This is a genomic window from Pseudomonas brenneri (genome assembly GCF_007858285.1).
GTDB lineage: Bacteria > Pseudomonadota > Gammaproteobacteria > Pseudomonadales > Pseudomonadaceae > Aquipseudomonas > Aquipseudomonas brenneri.
On record NZ_VFIL01000009.1, the window covers coordinates 229,121 to 247,720 of the forward strand.

Annotated in this window: 15 protein-coding genes; 8 read left to right on the top strand and 7 right to left on the bottom strand. The window is 59.9% G+C overall.

Annotated features, from left to right (window positions below; genetic code table 11):
* Nucleotides 1-5: 5 nt before the first annotated feature.
* The gene (locus tag FJD34_RS20565; RefSeq protein WP_032862319.1) at nucleotides 6-779 is read right to left on the bottom strand and encodes an ABC transporter ATP-binding protein; all 774 of its coding nucleotides are present in this window, start codon (nucleotides 777-779) and stop codon (nucleotides 6-8) included.
* A gap of 552 nt (nucleotides 780-1,331) precedes the next feature.
* On the opposite strand from FJD34_RS20565, the gene gabP reads away from it, so the two are divergent.
* Nucleotides 1,332-2,711, top strand: a complete 1,380-nt coding sequence (gabP, locus tag FJD34_RS20570) for a GABA permease (RefSeq protein ID WP_032862318.1) — start codon at nucleotides 1,332-1,334, stop codon at nucleotides 2,709-2,711.
* Between the two features lie 145 nt (nucleotides 2,712-2,856).
* Here the strand turns inward: gabP and FJD34_RS20575 are convergent, their stop codons facing one another.
* Nucleotides 2,857-3,270, bottom strand: coding sequence for a hypothetical protein (locus tag FJD34_RS20575; RefSeq protein ID WP_090292753.1), 414 nt, complete (start codon nucleotides 3,268-3,270; stop codon nucleotides 2,857-2,859).
* Between the two features lie 70 nt (nucleotides 3,271-3,340).
* A complete protein-coding gene (locus tag FJD34_RS20580; RefSeq protein WP_090292754.1) occupies nucleotides 3,341-4,249 on the bottom strand; it encodes an alpha/beta hydrolase family protein in 909 nt (302 codons plus the stop codon).
* A 207-nt stretch (nucleotides 4,250-4,456) separates the two neighbouring features.
* Here FJD34_RS20580 and FJD34_RS20585 point away from each other — a divergent pair, with 207 nt between their 5' ends.
* The gene (locus tag FJD34_RS20585; RefSeq protein WP_032862314.1) at nucleotides 4,457-6,097 is read left to right on the top strand and encodes an ArnT family glycosyltransferase; all 1,641 of its coding nucleotides are present in this window, start codon (nucleotides 4,457-4,459) and stop codon (nucleotides 6,095-6,097) included.
* Nucleotides 6,098-6,122: 25 nt separating this feature from the next.
* Here FJD34_RS20585 and FJD34_RS20590 read toward each other — a convergent pair whose 3' ends face one another.
* The 4 genes from FJD34_RS20590 to FJD34_RS20605 all read right to left on the bottom strand — a co-directional run bounded on the left by FJD34_RS20590 (nucleotide 6,123) and on the right by FJD34_RS20605 (nucleotide 12,052).
* The gene (locus tag FJD34_RS20590; protein ID WP_090293249.1) at nucleotides 6,123-8,198 is read right to left on the bottom strand and encodes a TonB-dependent siderophore receptor; all 2,076 of its coding nucleotides are present in this window, start codon (nucleotides 8,196-8,198) and stop codon (nucleotides 6,123-6,125) included.
* A 239-nt stretch (nucleotides 8,199-8,437) separates the two neighbouring features.
* Nucleotides 8,438-9,109 carry a YajG family lipoprotein gene (locus FJD34_RS20595; RefSeq protein ID WP_032862311.1) on the bottom strand — a complete coding sequence of 224 codons (672 nt, stop codon included), beginning with the start codon at nucleotides 9,107-9,109 and terminating at the stop codon, nucleotides 8,438-8,440.
* A 289-nt stretch (nucleotides 9,110-9,398) separates the two neighbouring features.
* Entirely contained in the window at nucleotides 9,399-10,643 is a 1,245-nt protein-coding gene (locus FJD34_RS20600; protein WP_090292756.1) for an MFS transporter, read from the bottom strand.
* A gap of 35 nt (nucleotides 10,644-10,678) precedes the next feature.
* Nucleotides 10,679-12,052 (bottom strand): 3-deoxy-7-phosphoheptulonate synthase, encoded by a 1,374-nt coding sequence (locus FJD34_RS20605; protein WP_032862309.1) that lies wholly within the window; start codon nucleotides 12,050-12,052, stop codon nucleotides 10,679-10,681.
* A 434-nt stretch (nucleotides 12,053-12,486) separates the two neighbouring features.
* Between FJD34_RS20605 and FJD34_RS20610 the strand changes: the two genes are divergently transcribed.
* Genes FJD34_RS20610 through FJD34_RS20635 form a run of 6 tightly spaced genes read left to right on the top strand, consistent with a single transcriptional unit; the run spans nucleotide 12,487 to nucleotide 18,590 of the window.
* Nucleotides 12,487-13,803 (top strand): AMP-binding protein, encoded by a 1,317-nt coding sequence (locus tag FJD34_RS20610; RefSeq protein ID WP_090292758.1) that lies wholly within the window; start codon nucleotides 12,487-12,489, stop codon nucleotides 13,801-13,803.
* Complete coding sequence (locus tag FJD34_RS20615; RefSeq protein ID WP_090292760.1) at nucleotides 13,800-15,539, top strand: prenyltransferase/squalene oxidase repeat-containing protein; 1,740 nt, start codon at nucleotides 13,800-13,802, stop codon at nucleotides 15,537-15,539. The genes FJD34_RS20610 and FJD34_RS20615 overlap by 4 nt, the downstream gene beginning before the upstream one ends.
* Nucleotides 15,540-15,548: 9 nt before the next feature.
* Nucleotides 15,549-15,944: a hypothetical protein gene (locus FJD34_RS20620; RefSeq protein ID WP_139115756.1), complete on the top strand. Its 396-nt coding sequence runs from the start codon at nucleotides 15,549-15,551 to the stop codon at nucleotides 15,942-15,944.
* Between the two features lie 4 nt (nucleotides 15,945-15,948).
* Nucleotides 15,949-16,233, top strand: a complete 285-nt coding sequence (locus FJD34_RS20625; protein WP_223232732.1) for an acyl carrier protein — start codon at nucleotides 15,949-15,951, stop codon at nucleotides 16,231-16,233.
* Between the two features lie 3 nt (nucleotides 16,234-16,236).
* Nucleotides 16,237-17,202, top strand: coding sequence for a class I adenylate-forming enzyme family protein (locus FJD34_RS20630; RefSeq protein WP_090292762.1), 966 nt, complete (start codon nucleotides 16,237-16,239; stop codon nucleotides 17,200-17,202).
* Between the two features lie 5 nt (nucleotides 17,203-17,207).
* A complete protein-coding gene (locus FJD34_RS20635) occupies nucleotides 17,208-18,590 on the top strand; it encodes an amidase family protein (protein ID WP_090292764.1) in 1,383 nt (460 codons plus the stop codon).
* Nucleotides 18,591-18,600: the final 10 nt, after the last annotated feature.

Consider the following 18,600-nt stretch of genomic DNA (forward strand, 5'->3'; position numbering starts at 1 on the left):
CTCCGTTAGCGGTTGCTGGACATGAATTGTTTGCAGCGCGCCGAAAGCGGGTTCTCGAACACCTGCTGTGGCGATCCTTGCTCTTCGACCAGCCCCTGGTGGAGGAACACCACTTCGCTGGACACTTGGCGGGCAAAGCCCATTTCGTGGGTGACCAGCAGCATGGTGCGGCCTTCTTCGGCCAGCGCGCGGATCACATTAAGTACTTCCTGAACCATTTCCGGGTCAAGTGCCGAAGTGGGCTCATCGAACAGAATGACTTTAGGTTGCATTGCCAGGGTACGGGCAATCGCGGCGCGTTGTTGCTGGCCGCCGGACAATTGCGCCGGGTAGGCGTGGCGCTTGTCGCTGATGCCGACCTTGGCCAGCAGCGCCTCGGCCACTTCGATGGCTTCGGCCTTGCTTTGGCCGAGCACGCGGCGTGGGGCCTCGATGATGTTGTCGAGGATGCTCATATGGGGCCAGAGGTTGAAGTTCTGGAAGACAAAACCGATTTCGCTGCGCAGGCGATTGATCTGCTTGCCGTCGGCGGCCATCAGTTCGCCGTTTTTCGCGGCCTTGAGCTTGAGCTCTTCGCCGGCCACCAGGATCTGGCCCTGGTGCGGGTTTTCCAAGAGGTTGATGCAGCGCAGGAACGTGGACTTGCCGGAACCGGAGGAGCCCAGGATCGAGATCACATCGCCGTCGCGAGCGGTCAGCGAGATGCCTTTAAGCACCTCCAGCTCACCATAGCGTTTATGCAAGTTGCGGATTTCAAGCGCGGGCGCGGCCAAAGCCATGTGCGGTCCTCATTGTGTTCATTGCGTTCCTGCTGTTGGGTCGCCTTCCTGGCGTGGCGCCAAGCTAGCATAGCGTCCGGATGACAGCCAACAGCGCCACGGGCGTTAAACAGACGGTGTGTGACAGGTTGTCGCATCGGCACAGCAGCGTGTCGCGCCATCAACAACCGAACAGCCGTTTTAACCGATAAACCCGTGGCAGTCGCGTAAAAAAGGGCGCGATGGTGCCAGCTTTGGCCGGGTGTTGGAAGGGTTAAACGGGTAAACGGTGCCTATCAGCCCTTTAATTGGGCGTCACTTACTTTTTGTGTGTGTTTTTGGTGCGCTGATTCGTTCTTGAAGTGAGTCGGCGGGTAACGCTGTGGCGGATTGCCAGCAATCTCAATGACTTGCGATCAGTTAGGAATTTCCCTACAGCCCGCATCAACCTTGAGTTTGTTACATTTTGGCGCAAATCTTGCGTAAGAAATAAAGAACGCCCTGTTTGTTTATTTTCACGAAACACGGCAGGCCGGGCGGACCGTATTCGCAATTCCTCGCAAAGGTGTGTCAATGAGTCGTACGCAAAGCTCCAATGACCTCGAACAGGGGCTCAAACCGCGACATGTCACCATGTTGTCGATTGCCGGTGTGATCGGCGCCGGTCTGTTTGTCGGCTCCGGCCACGCGATTGCGGCAGCCGGGCCCGCCGTGCTGCTGGCCTATGCGGCGGCCGGTACGCTGGTGGTGCTGGTGATGCGCATGCTGGCCGAGATGGCCGTCGCGTCTCCCGACACCGGTTCTTTTTCCACCTACGCCGACCGGGCGATCGGGCATTGGGCCGGCTTCACCATCGGCTGGCTGTACTGGTGGTTCTGGGTGCTGGTGATTCCCCTGGAAGCCAACGCCGCCGCGACCATCCTGCATGCCTGGTTCCCCGACGTGGCGATCTGGGCTTTTACCCTGGTCATTACCTTGCTGCTGACCGCTACCAACCTGTTCAGCGTGAAGAACTACGGCGAGTTCGAGTTCTGGTTTGCGCTGATTAAAGTGGTGGCGATCATCGGTTTTGTGATTCTCGGCGTGCTGGCGATTTTCGGCCTTTTGCCGGGCAGCCAAGTCAGCGGCGTTTCGCACCTGTTCGACACCCAGGGCTTTTTGCCCAACGGTATGGGCGCGGTGTTGGCGGCAATCCTGACCACCATGTTCTCGTTCATGGGCACCGAGATCGTGACCATTGCCGCCGCAGAATCGAAAAACCCTGGGCAGCAGATCACCAAGGCCACCAACTCGGTGATCTGGCGGATCGGCTTGTTCTACCTGGTATCGATCTTCATCGTCGTGGCCTTGGTGCCGTGGAACGATCCTACGCTCGCGGCCGTCGGTTCCTATCAGACCGTGCTGGAGCGCATGGGCATCCCGAATGCCAAGCTGATTGTCGACCTGGTGGTCTTGGTCGCTGTGACCAGTTGCCTGAACTCGGCGCTGTACACCGCGTCGCGCATGCTGTTCTCCCTGGGGCGTCGTGGTGATGCTCCGGCGGTGGCCAAGCGCACCAACAAGAGTGGCACGCCTTACTGGGCGGTGATGTTGTCCACAGGCGCGGCATTCCTCGCGGTGTTTGCCAACTACGTGGCACCGGCTGCGGTGTTTGAGTTCCTGCTGGCCAGCTCCGGCGCGATTGCGCTGCTGGTGTACCTGGTGATTGCGGTATCGCAACTGCGCATGCGTCAGAAACGTACGGCAGCGGGCGAGAAAATTGCCTTCAAGATGTGGCTGTTCCCGGGCCTGACCTACGCGGTGATCGTGTTTATCGTCGGTGCGTTGACCATCATGCTGTTCCAGGAGGCGCACCGGGTGGAGATCATCGCGACCGGTGTCTTGAGTTTGCTGGTGGTGGCGGCGGGGTTGCTGGTGGCGAGCCGGCGCCTCGGGGCTGCGGTGCTTAACTGATCAGTTGAAGTCTGCTGCTAACGCCACGAAACACTGTAGGAGCGAGCTTGCTCGCGAAAAACGTCAACGATAACGCGTACAGCCTGAATAAACGCGTTGTTCTTGAGTTCTTCGCGAGCAAGCTCGCTCCTACATGGGTTTTGTATCAATCTTGCGAATGGGTCAGTGCTTGCGACGCCGCCACGTAGTCGGCCTGGAACACTGGCGATTCAATCCACGCCAACGCTGCTGCTTCATCATCGCTATGGGTGGACCACTGCCGATACTCGATCAGCGCCGCGAGGATAAAGTCGGTGGCGTTTTCTTCGCCTTCCTGCTCCAGCACCAGCGCCAGCAACGGGTGCGCCAGGAAGGCCGCACACAGCGCCTGCTGGCTGGTCTCGCCGGCCTCGCGCATGTCCACGAACAGTTCGGTCAAATCCACCGATTCAAGGTCAATACGCTCGTCGTCGTCGGCAAACGCATCCTGCTTGGGTGCATTGGCGCGCTGGGTGCGGTTCTGCTTGGCCTTGGCTTTTGCCCGTTGGGCACGTTTTTGCTGCTTGTCTGGCGAAGCCATGGGCTCACGTCCTTGGTTCAGGATCTGGGTGGCGTATTGAAGCGCAGGTCTGGCGAAATCCCAAGGGTTTCTACAGCCGCGCACCCGGTGTGTCGGCCGCGAGCTGGCCGTGCTGCAGCCAGGTCAGCGCAATCGGCCATAAGCGATCCTGATATTCACTGCGGAAAAACGCGAAATGCCCGACGGCTTCTTCGCCAATATCCGTCGGCGCAATCCGCAAGTGCAGGCGCTCGCTGGCGTGGAAGTAGTCCAGCAGACGTTCAATGGCTGGTACCGTGCCAAACGGGTCGTCGGTAATGCTGATCGCCAGGATCTGTGCCTTCACCCGGGCAAAGGGCAGCTCGCCCAAGGCGCGCCCACTGGGCCGTGTCTGGTAGGTGGGCGTGGGGCTGCTCCAGTCACGCACCACCCCGGCTGGCGTGTCTTCCAGCCAACCCAGGCGCTTGCCTGGGAAATACCCGCACACGGCCGTCACCAGCGGCATCACCAAGTGCCACTTGGCCAACATCCGCCAGCGGCCATTCGCCTGGTAGTCACGCCAGTACGCAAACTGCGCGCCCACCGTGACCAGCCGCCTGATGGCGGCACCCGATGCGCCAAGCCCGGCCGCGCAACCGCCAAAGCTGTGGCCGACCACATCAATGGGCTGCCCGGCAAACTCCCGCTGCGCGCGCTGCATGATCGCCTCGAAATCCAGCCGGCCCCAGTCTGACCACGAGGCCTTGAACCCGCGCAATGAGCCGCTGCGTGATTCGCCGATACCGCGATAGTCGTAAGTGATGACGTCAAAACCGTTGGCAAACAGATAGTCGGCGAAGCGCGAATAGTGACGACAGCGCACGGACGTGGCGGCGTTGATGATCACCACCGGGCGCTTGATATCCGTGCGTATATGCCGCCAGGTAAAGCCTCCGATGGGGTAGTTGTCGGCGGCGGGCTCGCGGAATGCCTCGGGGTGAAGGCGGGTGGGCAGGTTCATGACGGGCCTCGGTCCATGCGCTTTCGATGGGGTTTGGTGACCCGTGCGCAGTTTTTATTGGAAGTTGACGCTAACAAAATCGACGGACAAAGGCTCGTGATCTTTAAATGCAACTGGGTGCGGGGAATGTTGCATTTGGTTCAGGCGTGATTCAGGCGTGCTGTCGGCAATATACGCCAGCATTCCCCCGGCCTGGCAGGTTGAACCATGGAACACCGCACGCGTTTTCGTCTGGAGGCCCTGGGTGTTTTCCTGGTGGCCCTACTGCTGTTTACAGCAGGTATCTGGGATCAGCAGCCGCAAGGGTTTGACGGGCGTTGGGCGGTGTTCCTGCAGGAAATGTTTCGCCACGGCGCGAGCCTCTTCCCCACCACCTACGGTGAGCCTTACCCGGATTACCCAGGCACCGCGACCTATTTCAGCCTGCTCTTCGCTCGGCTGTTCGGCGCGCCTAACGACCTGGCTAACGTCATGCCCACCGCCCTGGCTTCGGCTGGGGTGATGGCGCTGGTCTACCGTTTGCTGGTGCCTTGCGGGCGAGCCTGGGCGTTGCTGACAGTGTTACTGACGGCATTGACTGCCCAGTTGCTGGAGAAGTCGCGCTCGGTCTGCCTGGATCAAATGGTCTCTTTATTGTGCCTGGGCTGTTTCTACCTGCTGCACACCGGTGAGCGCCTGGGGTCGCGGCTGCGCCAATACGCAATCTTTCCCCTGTTCGTGGCGGCGTTTGCCATTCGTGGCCCTCTGGGGCTGATCGAGGTCTGTGGGGTTGCTTGTGTGTACTGGGCGCTGGGGCCTGCGCGCTCGCGAGAAGAGAAGATTGGCCTGCTGAAAAAGGTGATTGCCCACGGGGTGATCGGACTGATCCTGCTGGCTGCCTGTTGGTGGGTGCTCTTGAAGCTGGCGCGGATCAGCGGGGGCGATGGGTTTGCCGATGAGGTGCAGAAGATGCAGGTGGCCGGTCGTCTTGATGAAAGCGGCGAGCCGTTTTACTTCTACTTCAAGCTGAGCCTGTATCGCTATTTCCCGGTGATACCGTTGGCGCTGGCGACGTTGATTGCCCTGCGCCATACATGGTCGGCGCGTCATGATGAGGCGGATGTGCGGTTGATGCTGCGCCTGGGCGGTTGTGGCTTGATGATCCTGTTGGGGCTGTCGGTGCCGAACTTCAAGCGCGCGTACTACATCGTGCCTATGGTTCCGATGTTTGCCGCTGTGGCGGCCTATGGCCTGCTTCAGGCCCGAGGCTGGCTGCTTGGCGTGCGTCGGGGCTATGAGTGGCTGGTGGCGATCCTGCCGCTGCTGGGGGTTGTCGTGGTATTGGTCTGCCGGCAACTGTGGAGCAAACACGGCTACTGGCCCGATGTCTCGGTGCCGGGATTGATTGCACTGTTGATTGCCCTGCAACTGGCGGCGGTCGTTGCCTGGCGTCGTCTGCGTGGTTGCGTCGCGCAGCGATTGGTGGTGCTCAGCCTGATCGCGTTGGCCACCCAATGGCTGGTGCTGGTGATGGTCGTGGAGCCGGCCAAGGACCTGCAATTTGACACGAAAAACTTCGTGGGCGCCGTGGAAACCCTGCGGGCCGAGAATCCCGGGCAGTTGGTGTTTCTCAACCTCGGCAAGGACACCTGGGCCATTCGCTACATCATGAACCTGGACCACGACGAACAGCCGCTGTTTATCGGGCGCGACGACCTTGCGCAACTGAACGCGCTGCCGCGCTCGTCCTGGGTCATCGTCGCGCGCAAGGAAACCCAACTGCTACACGGCACGCCGCTGGAGCACCTGGCTCCAGCGTTCAATGGGCGGCTCAATGACAACCCGCTGCTGGTGTTCCGTGTGCCGTGATCAGTTGTTCTGGCTTACAGCGCAATCAAAAGTTGTAGGCCAACGTACCAACGATCGTACGACGGTTGCCGATGAAGCAATCGCCTCGCGCCAGGCATGTTGTGTAGTAGGTCTTGTCTTCAAGATTGGTTGCGTTGAGGGTCATGTTCCAGTTCTGGTAGCGGTACCCCAGCATCGCGTCCAGCAAGGTTGAAGACGGCGTCTTCACCCGGTCAGCGCCATCCCAACTGCTCCCCACATAGCGAACACCCGCACCGACACTGAACCCGGGAATGTCACCGATGCTGAATCGATGCTGGCTCCATACCGAGGCCATGTTTTCGGGAACACTGGCCAGGCGTTTGCCTTGTTCTGCCGGTGAGCCGTTGAGGACGGTGGTGTCGGTGTAGCTGTAGGTGCCAATCAGGTCCCAGTCGGGTGTGACGGCTACCAGTGCTTCAAGCTCCAGGCCACGGGCGCGGGTCTCACCACTTTGCAGGGTGTTCATCGGATCCACGGGGTCGGGCATGCGGCGGTTCTGCTCGCGGATGTCATACACCGCTGCGGTGTAGAGGCTGCTGCTGCCAACCGGCTGATATTTCACGCCCAGTTCCCACTGTTTGCCCTTGAGCGGTACGTAGGGTTCAAGCGTGCGCTGGTTGAGGCCGATTTGCGGCTGGAATGATTCGCTGTAGCTCAAGTAGGGCGCAATGCCGTTGTCGAACAGGTAGGTCAGGCCCGCGCGGCCGGTCACCTTGTCGTCCTTTTGCCGGGTTTTGCCTTGGGTCTGGCTGGCGGCCCAATCCTTGCGCAGGCCCAGGGTCAGCAACCACTGTTCGTATTTGATCTGGTCTTGGGCATAGAGCCCTTGTTGCATGACCCGTTGTTCCGGGTCTGCGGTGAGGCGAATGATGGATGGATCAAAGGTGCCATACACCGGGTTGTACATGTTCAGGGGGGTTGCCGCGCCGCTGGCACTGTCCCGGTTGGTGACCGCATGCTGGTAGTCGCCCCCCAGCAGCAGGGTGTGTTGCAGTGGGCCGGTATCAAACCGGGCCTCGACGTTCTGGTCGGCGACCCAGACTTTGACCTCTGGCTTGGACACGTAATAGACGCGGTCGAGGGTCTGGTTGTCGGGTTTAAAGAGTGGTTTTGCTGCATATTTCGAGTAGATCGACTGGTAGCTGACTTTGCTTTTCTGCCAGCGCAGGTTTTGGCGCAGCGTCCACGTATCGTTCAGGTGCCACGAGAATTGCGAGGTCAGGGCTGTCTGGTCACTGTCGTACTCGTCAAACCCCGGCTCGCTGGCGAAGCGGTTGCTGTGGAACCGACCGTACGGCGCGTTCCAGAGGGTGCCCTTATGTGGGAAAAACTGTGTGGTGGAGCCGCTGTCATCGCGCTGGATGTTAGCCATCACGGTCCAGTCGATATCCTCGTTGGGGCGCCAGGTCAGCGACGGCATCAGGACCTGACGGTTATCTTTGACGTGATCAACCTGAGTGTCGCTGTCGCGTTGAATAGCCACCAGCCGATACAGCAAGGTGCCTTCTGGGTTGAGGGCGCCCGTGGTGTCCACCGCGACTTGCTTGCGGTTGTAATTGCCGTATTGCAGCTGCAGCTCGGTGTGTTGCTCGGCTTTGGGGCGTTTGCTGACCTGGTTGATCAGGCCGCCCACCGGGCTCTGCCCATACAGCATCGACGCGGGGCCCTTGAGTACTTCAAGGCGTTCGAGGGTGAAGGGGTCGGTGCGGATGTTGGTGTAACTGCCGAAGCTCTGCTGTAAACCATCAAGGAACAGGGCAGGCGCGCTGCCTCGCACTTTCGACCAGTCTCCCCGGCTATCGAGCCCAAAGGGTTCGGCCCGCACCCCGGAAACATAACGCAGTGCGTCCTGCACGGTCAGTGCGCCCTGGTCGCGCATGCGGTCGGCGCTGATCACGGAAATCGACTGAGGGATTTCGGTGATCGGGGTGTCGGTCTTGGCGCCTGTTGTACTGCGCTTGGCGACATAGCCTTGGACCGGGCCGTTTGCCGTTTCTTCGGAAGCCGTCGCCGTAATACTTTGGCTGGGCAGTTCGAGTTGGCCTTTCTCCTCGGCCGCGACGGCGACGGGGACAAGCATCGAAACGAATCCGAAGGGGGCAAGGCTGAGTGCCTTCACCCATGAACCTGGCTCGCGTGCAAAGGGCATCGCAACTCCTTGATTATTTTTAGTGATGCGGGGGGAGGATATTTTGCGCGCAGCTTAAATGATAATAATTGCTATTAGCAATATTGGTGTGCAGTCGATCCTGGCCTGGGGCCGCAACGGTTGACTGCGAAGTGACCTTCACCCTGAGCTACCTGTAGCTCATGAACGAACTATTTGCAGCGGTACCCTTCAGGCATCGTAACGGTGTAATTGCGTTGCACACGGTCCTGGAAGTTCAGGTTCTGCAAGCCTTGCTGCACCACAAAGGCTTCGACCTTGGCGGCCTGGCAGTCGTCGTTGTAGGACGTCACGCGCAGCAGGTACACCGCGCGCTTGCTCGCTTCATCCCGCGCCGTGGCGGTGAAGGTGGTGAGGGTGGTGTAGCCGGTTCGTTCCGAACTGCCTACCGGGCCGTAGGTGGTGTTCGGGGTGCTGGTGCAGACCATTCGGTCGTCTTTTTTCTTACTGTTCTTGCACACGGTGGACGTGCTGGTCGGCACTTGCCCGTAGTCGGTGGCGACATAGCGGTAAGTCTTCTGGCGGCTGCCAATATCCAGGGTGACGGTCATTTTGATCGGCGCATGATGCTTGGGCTTGTTGGTGTCGGTAAACACCTCGCGAAAACCCTGGTCCTTCAGCGCGCTGACCATGTCGCGCAGGTAGTAGCGGGCATTGAGAGCGTTTTCGTCGCTGCCGTTTGCCGATGTCACCAGTACGGGGGCTTGCCGGTCAAAGTGATAGTCCGGATCCGGGGTTGCGTTGATCGCGACGTCCATCGTCGTGGCGCATCCACTGAGCAGCGCTGTCAGCATTAATAGCGTGCAGAACAAGTACCGGGTCATGAAATAACTACCTTGCTGAAAGTTGGGTAAAGGCTAGACGGTTGAGCTGCGCGATAAACAACCCTCAGGTGTTTACCGGGCCTGGCGCGGCATGCATGAAAGTATCCAGTTTCGGCTGTGGCGGCGTAAAGCCTGTGGGTATTAAATCGCAGGCAACAAAAAAACCGCACTAGCGGCCAGGCGGTTTTTTTGTGTGTTGCAGATGACATTTGCAGTGGCGCGTTCTTGGCAGTGCGTTGTGCCAATAGCACCCTAGAATTGGGTCTCTTCTATTTCAGATGAGCACTTCTCACAGGGTTTCATCAGGCAATCGCTGTTTTGTCTCAGCGCATGCTCTCGGCGTTGATATAGAGATAGGCAGAGCCGCTTCTACCCCTCGTCCTGTCCTCATTTGCAGGCCTAGCATGGCAATGGCAACCAACGCCGCGCCTGCTCCCGCAATCGGTATATACGCCAGTCCCACATGGGTAATCACCCAGCCCGCGCCTATGCCACTCAATGCCGTGCCAAGGTTGAACGAAGCGATATTAAGCCCCGAGGCCACTGCACTGGATTGCGGGATGTATTGGTTCGCCAGGCGCAACAAACGCAGGGTCGACATGGTGACGATGGCAAAGAACACCACCCCCAGCAGCCCGACCAGCGTCAAGGTGACGATCTTCGAATCCCCCCACAGGTACAGACCCAACAGGTTCAGCATTAAGGCCGTCAGCCCGCCAAGCAGGCACCGGTCGACATCGAAGGCATCCACAAGATGGCCGCCCAGCAAGTTGCCGAGAATGGAGCAGACGCCGAACAGCAGCATGGCGAAGCTCAGAACCTGCGGTTGGATACGGGTGATATCCAGCAGAAATGGCGAAACGAAGGTAAAGAACGAAAAGGTGGCCACGCTCACCAGCATGGCGATCGTGGCAGCCATCAGTAGTTCGCGGTGAAAGAGGGCGGTGAGGCCTTGTTTGATGCCCTGGCGTTCGTGGGGCTGGGGCGCAGGTTGAAGGCGCATCAGCAGCACCAGGCCAATGGTGCTGATCAGGCCCAAGCCGCCGATGGCCAGGAACACCACGCGCCACGACCAGTAGCTGCCGAAGAAGGTACCGATAGGAACGCCGAAGGCGATGGACAGGGTCAGGCCCATCCACACCAGGGACAATGCCCGCCCGGCGCGCATCGGGTCGACCAGTTTGACCGCGGCATTGGATGCCACGGCCATGAACACCCCATGGGCCAGGCCGATGATGAAGCGCACGCCGTACAAGGTCACGATATTCGGTGCCAGGCTGATGGCCACGCTACCGACGGCGAGCACGGCGAGGGTCAGCAGCAGCACCGACTTGTCGCGCCAGGTGGCCAGCATTGCCGTGAGCAGCGGGGCGCCAATCGCCGCGCCCAGGGCGTAGGCCGCGATGGTCGAGCCGACGTGCGCGATGGATTCGTGCAGGTCCATGGAGATCGCCGACACCAGGCCGGCGACGACGAATTCGGACAGGCCGAAAGTGAAGGTGCAGAGCGAAAAAATGTAGATGACGGCTGGCATAGGAACTCAAGTTTTAGGAAAAGGGCAGGTGCACCTCAGCGAGGCGCGTGCTCCAGGTGCGCAACCCGCAGCGCCAGTTCAAGGGACTGTTCGTAGTTGAGGCGCGGATCGACCTTGCTCAGATAACGTCGAGACAGGTCATCGGGCTGCAGGTTGCGTGCTCCCCCCAGGCATTCGGTGACGTCGTCGCCCGTCAACTCCAGGTGCAGGCCGCCCAAGCGGGTGCCGTGTTCGCGGTGGACGCTGAAGGCCTCTTCGATCTCCGTCATGATCTGTTCGAAGCGCCGGGTCTTGGTGCCGCAAGCCAGGGTTTCGGTATTGCCATGCATGGGGTCGCACAGCCATAGCACCTTGGCCCCCGAGCGATGGACGGCGTTGAGAAGGGCCGGTAGTTTTTCCCGCAGGTGCTCGGCGCCCATGCGGTGAATCAGGGTCAGCCGCCCGGGCTCGTTATGCGGGTTGAGCCGGTTGATCAGGGCCAGCAAGGCTTCGGGGGTGACTTCGGCCCCGACCTTGACTCCCAGCGGGTTACGAATACCCCGGCAATACTCCACGTGGGCACCGTCCAGCTCGGCGGTACGTTTACCGATCCATGGGAAGTGGGTGGACAGGTTGAACCAACCGTCGAAACCAGGCACTTGCCGGGTCAGGCCGTGCTCGTAGTCCAGCAGCAGCGCTTCGTGGGAAAAAAAGGTCTCTCGATGCAGGAATTTATCCGCATCGCTACCGGCCAGGGACGCCATGAAGTGTGAGGAGTGCTGTACGTCCTGGACGGTGCGGTGGAAGTCTTCTCGTTCGGGCAGCGCATTGATCCACTCGGTGGCCCAGTGAGCGGGCTTGAGCAGGTCATCGACACCGGTTTCATAGAGTGCCCGGACAAACCCGAGCGTCGAGGCGCAGTGGGCATGAGCCTGCAGCAAGCGTTGAGGGTCCGCGCGACGCTCCTCGTGGGTGAACGCACTGCCGTTGACGATATCTCCGCGGTACACCGGCAGGGTTTTCTGCCCCTGGGTTTCACTGCCGCTGGAGCGTGGCTTGGCATATTGCCCGGCCAGGCGTCCCAGGCACACCACTGGCATGTGCAGGCGCTGCATCAGTATCTGGGCCATTTGCTGTAGCACTTTTATCTGCTGTGTCACCGCTTTGCTGGAGCACTGATCAAAGGACTCGGCGCAATCGCCGCCCTGCAGGATGAAGCGCTCGCCGTCCTGGGCCTGGGCGATCAATACCTTGAGTTGCAGGATTTTGTCGGCACACACCAGGGCCGGTCGCCTGGCCAGCGTTTGCAAGGCTTGGCGGTGTTCGGTGGGGCAAGGGTAGGTGGGCTGGTGCAGGGCAGTGCACGAGCGCCAGGTTTCGGGTGTCCAGCCAGTGACGGTGGCGTGGATGTGCTTGTGCGTCGTCAGCATTCAGCGTCTCCTTGTCGGTACAGCAATCGAGGATTCAGCCGGTGCAAATACAGTAAGTCGGCGCCGACTTTAGAGGGCAGCAGATGTTATGTTCGGGACTAGTTCTTCTGAGGTGGCGGTGATAGTGCGGTGGTAAAACTACGATGGGAAATACTATAAAAGTCTCTGTTTAATACTTTTGGCAGGTGCTAATGAATTATTGATGAAAAATTGATTCACGTTCGATGAGCTGTTTTTTAGGTTGATTGTATTGTGCAGGTGATTAGCGTATTGGCGGGCCCGCGACGATGCGACTAACAGATACCGCCAGGTCGCCAACAAGTAGTTGGGCTTTCTCTCTGATATCTGCAGGCTCTTACAAACAGACCGCGAAAGTATTTTACTTTGTCCGTCGACTCGCCAATTCTCGCTGTTTAAAGAAAGAGGGCGGGTTAATGTTAGTTCACAACGATCATTACTATGGGATTTTGCAGGGCGCCGAACGCGAAATCCTGCGTCATGGGGAGTTGATCCCCGACGCCACTTTCTATGAGCACAAACTTCAAGCCGTGTGGGCGCGTGCCTGCCACAGCGAGTTCTACCGGTCCCTGGGTGAGTACAGTTTTGCCGGGTTCCAGGCCTTGGAGTTGACGCCCAAGGCCAGCCTGAAGGGCTCTCCGCGCGCGTTCTGCACCGTCGATTACGGCCAGGCCGCCAAGTATTACGCGACCACGGGCACCACCGGCGAGCCCACCCCCAGCCCACGGCTGAAAGAAGACATCATCTGGAACGCCGTTTCGGTAGCCTTCCACTGGCGCCATGTCATCGAGCCCGGCTCGCGGGTGGCCAATTTGATGCCTTCGGATATCGTCCCAGTCGGCGACTTGATCGCCAATGTTTGCGAATACCTCGATGTTTCCCACGTGCGGGCCTATCCCTTTACTACCGGTATCACCGACTGGGAGCGCCTGTGCAAAATGTTCGAGACCTACCGCCCGACAGTGATCTTTATCGCCCCGGGGGTATTGGTGCAATTGACCCGCTACCTGAAGCAGCGGCAGATGCTTGAACGCGTCAACGAGTCCATCAAGGCGATCATGTTGCTGGGCGAGGTCAACACCCGGCCGTTCCGGGAAAAGCTGGCTCAGTGGTGGGCCTGTGATATCCACGACGCCAGCTATGGCAGCACCGAAACCGGTACCTTGGCCGCTGTCACCCAGGGCAAGGTCCAGCGCTTGACCACGGCCACCAACTATTTCGAGCTGGTGACAGCCAATGGCCAGATCGTGCCCCTGAGTGATGGCGCCACCGGGCGCTTGGTGGTCACCCCGCTGAATCTGTACGCCCGTCCCCTGCTGCGCCTGGACACTGGCGACAGCGTGACCATCACGTCCCAGTGCGCGCCGGGGTTGCCGGGGCCGACGATGATGGTCAACGGTCGCGATTCGGACGCGGTAATAGTGTCCGGGGTAGATCTTGAAATCCGCAAGATCGAAGAAATCGTCTACGGCAACAGCAACGCCACCGGCTACCTGATCGAGGTGGACCGCCAGACGGATCGTGCCAGTCTGATCCTGGAACGCGACGTTGTCTGGGACAACGACTTGGAGGCGGGGCTCGCCGACGCGTTGCGCGAGTGTTCCCAGGAGCGGATCAAGCTGGATTGGGACAAGATTCTGTTCGTCAACAACCTGGCGGCGGTCAGCAAAAGCGGGGCTTCGCAGAAGAGCTGGAAGAAAACCAACCTGCGTTTTGTCGGTGGCCAGCAATGAATGCTTTGAGCCAGATCGCACCACGTTTTCCCGCGGGGAACGCGGTGGTCAGCGGCCAGCCGGACTTGTGGTGCACCTATGCCGCTATTCGCAGCCTGGCCTGGGTCGACCAGTTGCAAAGCGTCGACCGGCCGCAGATCTGCCGCTACATCGAGTCCCGACTGAACCGCGATGGTGGCTATGCCTGGAGCAAAGGCATGCCTTCAGATGCCTGGGCGACTTTTTACTGCACAGAAACCCTCAACGACCTTGGCGCGCAGGAACGGGGGACGCAAAAGACCGAGTCCTGGCTGGACAGCCTTTGGGACGGCCACGCCTATGCCATGTGCGCGGGCCAGGGCGCAGACGTGTGGGCTACCCACTATGCCGTACGCACCTTGATCAATGTCTGTCATGGCGAAGTAAAAGAGCCGGCGGAGCTGCTCGATTGGCTCAGCGGGCTGCAATGTGAAAGCGGCGGTCTCAGTTGGTCTCCGGCGTTTGCCCGGCGCAACAAAGCCGACGTGCGCGCCTGTTTTTATGGGGTGATGGCTTGGAAAGCCCTTAGCCAGCAAGGCGCGTGGGTACCGACATGGGACATGGACCGACTGGTCCAGTGGATGCAGGCCCAGCAGCTTGAATGCGGCGGTTTCCGCTTCAGTGAAGCGGCGGATACGCCTTGCCTGTGGGCGACCTATCGCACGACCGCGACCCTGGCGGCACTGGGTACCAGCCCGCTGCACAGTGCCCGTTGCGTGGCATGGATTGATTCGTTGCGTGGCCCAGGCGGCGGTTTCGTGCGTTGGCAAGGCTACGATTGTGAAGACGTGTGGGCGGTGTTTTGTGCGGTGGGGTCGCTCAAGGCCCTGGGTCAGGATGTCAGCGGGCTGGCCCAGGGTGTCAGCCAGTTTATCCAGCGTCTTTATGTCGACAATGGCGGCTACACCTACCGTGAAAAAAGCGCGGCGGCTGACGTGTTGACCACAGCGGCCACCGTGTTGGGCGGAACTCTCGCCCCCCAGGACCGCGACTCGGCGGTGCGTTGGATCGAGGGATGCCAACTGCCCAACGAAGCCGGAGTGATGTACATGCCGGGCCGGGGCGCGGAAGTGCGCTGCACCGCCTGGGCCTTGGCTGCCGGAGCGTTGCGTGATGCTGTGCAAGGCCGACAGGCTGTGCTCGCCTGGCTGGGCCGGATCCAGAACCCTGATGGCGGTTTCGGCTTCTGGGAGGGGCGCGGCTCGGACATGGTTTCGACGGCCTCAGCCGTGTCGATCATGGCCATGTTGGGTAGCAATAACGGTGTCGACTGCGCTCAGTTGGAGCACTTTATCCGGCGGTGCGCCATCACCCAGGAGCCGCCGACCTACGGAAACTTTCCTGACGGCACGCCAACGCTTCGCTCCAGTATCCAGGCGCTCAAGTGCCTCCGGTACCTGGGGCACGGCTACGGGGACGCGATGCAGGCTCTGCTCCTGCGGCACAAGGTCAAGCAGGGTGGTTTTGCCAATATCGGCAACCGCATTCCGGACCTGCTGAGCACTTACGAAGCCATGGCTGCCTCCAGTGCCTTTGATCTGGAGGTGGACCGCGCCCACGTGTTGTATTTCCTGGAGAAGGTTGAGACTGCCAGCGGATACGCCTGGTCACCGATGTATCGCGAGGGGCAAGACGCGCTCTCTACGTGCCTGGGAAGTTTATTAAGGCAATGGTTCCAGGGGCGCCTGGATGTACTTCCCCACTTATATTTGTCTTGAGAGGCTGTTGTGCCGACGATCAATATTCGTTCCGGTTTTCTTGGAATAAGTGAAAAGAAAAAAATCGCCTTGAAAGTTGCCCGTGAACTCAAAGGCCATGGACTTGACCCCGCTCACTGTATGGTGATTTTTAGTGCGCTGGATGAAGACAGTGTATTCAGCGCCGGTCTTTCGATGCCGATTAATCATGGCGACTCGAAGAAGAGTCGTGTGTTCTTTATTCGTGCATCAATCGCGGCCAGCCGCGATCAGTTTTTTCGCAAGGATTTCGCCACGCAACTGTTCAATTTTTTTAATGCCCAGTTTGCCGATGTATTTTTCTACCTGCAGTACGAAGATGTTTTCCCTGAAAGTGTTTTCTATTCCACAGGCGAAGCTCTGAATAACGCAGCCATAAAGGGTTAATAACATGATCAACTCCAACTCTGTAAAAGAAGATATTCGTTCAGCACTAGAGACCTTGCTTGGGCCTGAAGTCCGCACCATCGGCGTTGACCAGAGCTTTCGTGACTTTATCGGTGAGCGCTTTGACAGCCTGATGGCCGTAGAAGTGGTGACCACCATTGAAGAGCGCTTCGGGATCGAGGTGGACTATGTGGGCGATGACGTCCGCTACTGGTTCGAGACCCTGGAAAAGATGGAGCAGTTTGTCAAAGAACGCCTGGAAGATAACGTTACCTTGCAGGCTATGTAAGCGATGAGCCTGGAACACGTTTTCAGCACCTCGGGGTCCACCAGCGCGCCGCGCCAGTGGGTCCGCACCCGGTGGCAAATGGAGCAGGAGGCGCGGATGATCCTGGGGGCATGGGCTCCGGGCGTTACCGATATCTTGTCGTTTGCGCCCACTGAACACAGCTACGGCATGATTCTGGGGCAGGTGGGGGCCGACGTGACCAAGGCGCGGCTGCAACGGTGCTCCCTGGAAAAACTGGTGCTGCCGGACCTGCAAGTCACGGGGCCTACGGTCATCCTGTGTATTGCCAGCACCTGGACATTGCTCCCCTCTTTACTCAAGCGCCTGGCCCCGCAGGTGCCGGTGTTGGTACTGCATAGCGCCTCGACGTTACCGTCCAAGGCGTACGAGGTGGTCAATCGTTTTGCCGGGGGCAATGTGCGTTTTGTCGAGATCCTCGGTTCGACCGAGACCGGCGCCATTGCCCATCGCCCCATCGCCGAGGCAAGCATGCCCTGGACGGTATTCGAGGATGTTGCATTGCTCAGCCCGATTGGCGTCGAGTCGCGCCTCAAGGTCCACAGCCTGCGGATCGCCAGGGCCGCTGGGAATCGGGTGGCGGCGCTGACCCACCAGAGCGATGACTGGATCCTGGCCGGGGAGCGCGAGCAGTTCCAGTGGTTGGGCCGCGCCAGCCAACTGATAAAAATCAATGGCGTGCGCCAGGACCTGGGCGTCCTGCGCGCCGAACTGGGTGCCGCGACCCAGTGCCAGCACCTCACCTGTGTGCCCCTGCGCGATGAGTTGCGCGGCGAGGCCTATGAAGTGCTGTTCAGCTCGCCGACCCTCAGTGAGGCGAGCATTACCTTGGCTATCGAACGCCTGGGCGTCCATTTTCCCAAGCCGGTGCAGATCCGGCGCGTCGAGTATTTGCCGTTGTCGGCCAGCGGCAAGCCGCAGGCTTGGGCTATCCAGCAAACAGGGAATTGAGTGTTATGAACACCCGTATTGCAGAGCAGAGCATTACCGCTTACCTGTCCGGCCACGCGAGTAGTGGTGAGCAAGCCGAGGCCATGCCGGACTTTCTCAAGTTGCCGTTACGCCAACGCCATCGCTTGCTGCAGGAACAGCCCCAACTACAACAACAGTGGGCCCGACAGTACAACCACTGGGCCGGCTGGGCCGACAACCAATACCGTTGCCTGGTGTCGAGTGTGATCGACGACAGTGCAATGTTCCGCCTGGGGGTCAAGGATACGGTCGACGTGGCGGGCATGCCGACGCGCCTGGGGCTGCGCAGCTATCGCCACTACCCCGAAGTTTCGGCCAGCGCCCTGTGTGGTTTGCATCCCGAGGTGCGCACCCTGTTCAAGGTCGCGACCACCGAACTCAATATCGGCTTTGGCTGTGGTGCCCGTAATCCGTTGTACCCCTCCATTGACCCGTCGGGCTCCAGCACCGGTTCGGCGGTCTCGGTGGCCGCCCACTTGTGCGATATCTCCTTGGGCACCGATGTGCTCGGCTCCGTGCGTTGGCCCGCGGCCCATTGCGGCATGGTCGGGCTGCGCATGACCCACAAGGCTTCTAATCTGGACGGCGTATTTCCGCTATCACCCTCCATGGATGCGCTGGGCTGGGTCACCCGCACCGCCGATGACCTGGATTTCCTGATGCCCAGGCTCGGCCTGGAGCAACACCTGGGCCAGCAGAGACCGCTGGCGGACACCTACCGGATTGGCGTGTTGAGCCACATCGACGAGGGCGTCACCAGCACACCGATGCTTGACATGATGAAGCAGGCCAAAAGCCTGCTGGCCGACCTGAACATGCCTCAAGTCGCCGTGCAATTGCCTGAACTGTGGGACTGCCGCGGTGCCGCCTGGCAGTTGTGTGCCCGGGACGCGTGGCTGGCTTCGAAGGTCTGGCGTGATGTATTCGATACCGAACTGCATTGGTCGACCCAGGCGGCTCTTGACGTTGGCGCCGGTGTTACAGACAGCGAGCACCTGCAGATAATCGAGCGTATGCACTCGGTACGGGCTGGGATCGAAGGCTGCTTCGAGGACGCCGCGGTGGACTTCGTGGTGTTCCCCATCGACCCTTGCCGGCCTTTCGATATCCGCAACCCACAGCCGGGGGATTCGACCATTCCGTGCCCGACCGACCCGGACTACGGGCAAAAAATCGGCTTCACCCCGTTGGCCAGTTTCAGCGGCCTGCCGGCCATCACCTTGCCGATCATCCTCAGTGCCGACGGCAAGGCACCCCTTGCCTTACAGATCATGGGGCGCCGCGACAGCGAGCTGCAATTGATTGACCTGGCCAAACGGCTTGAAGCGTTACGCGGTCCGTTACCTGCTGCTTCAACCGAACGATAAGGATCATCTG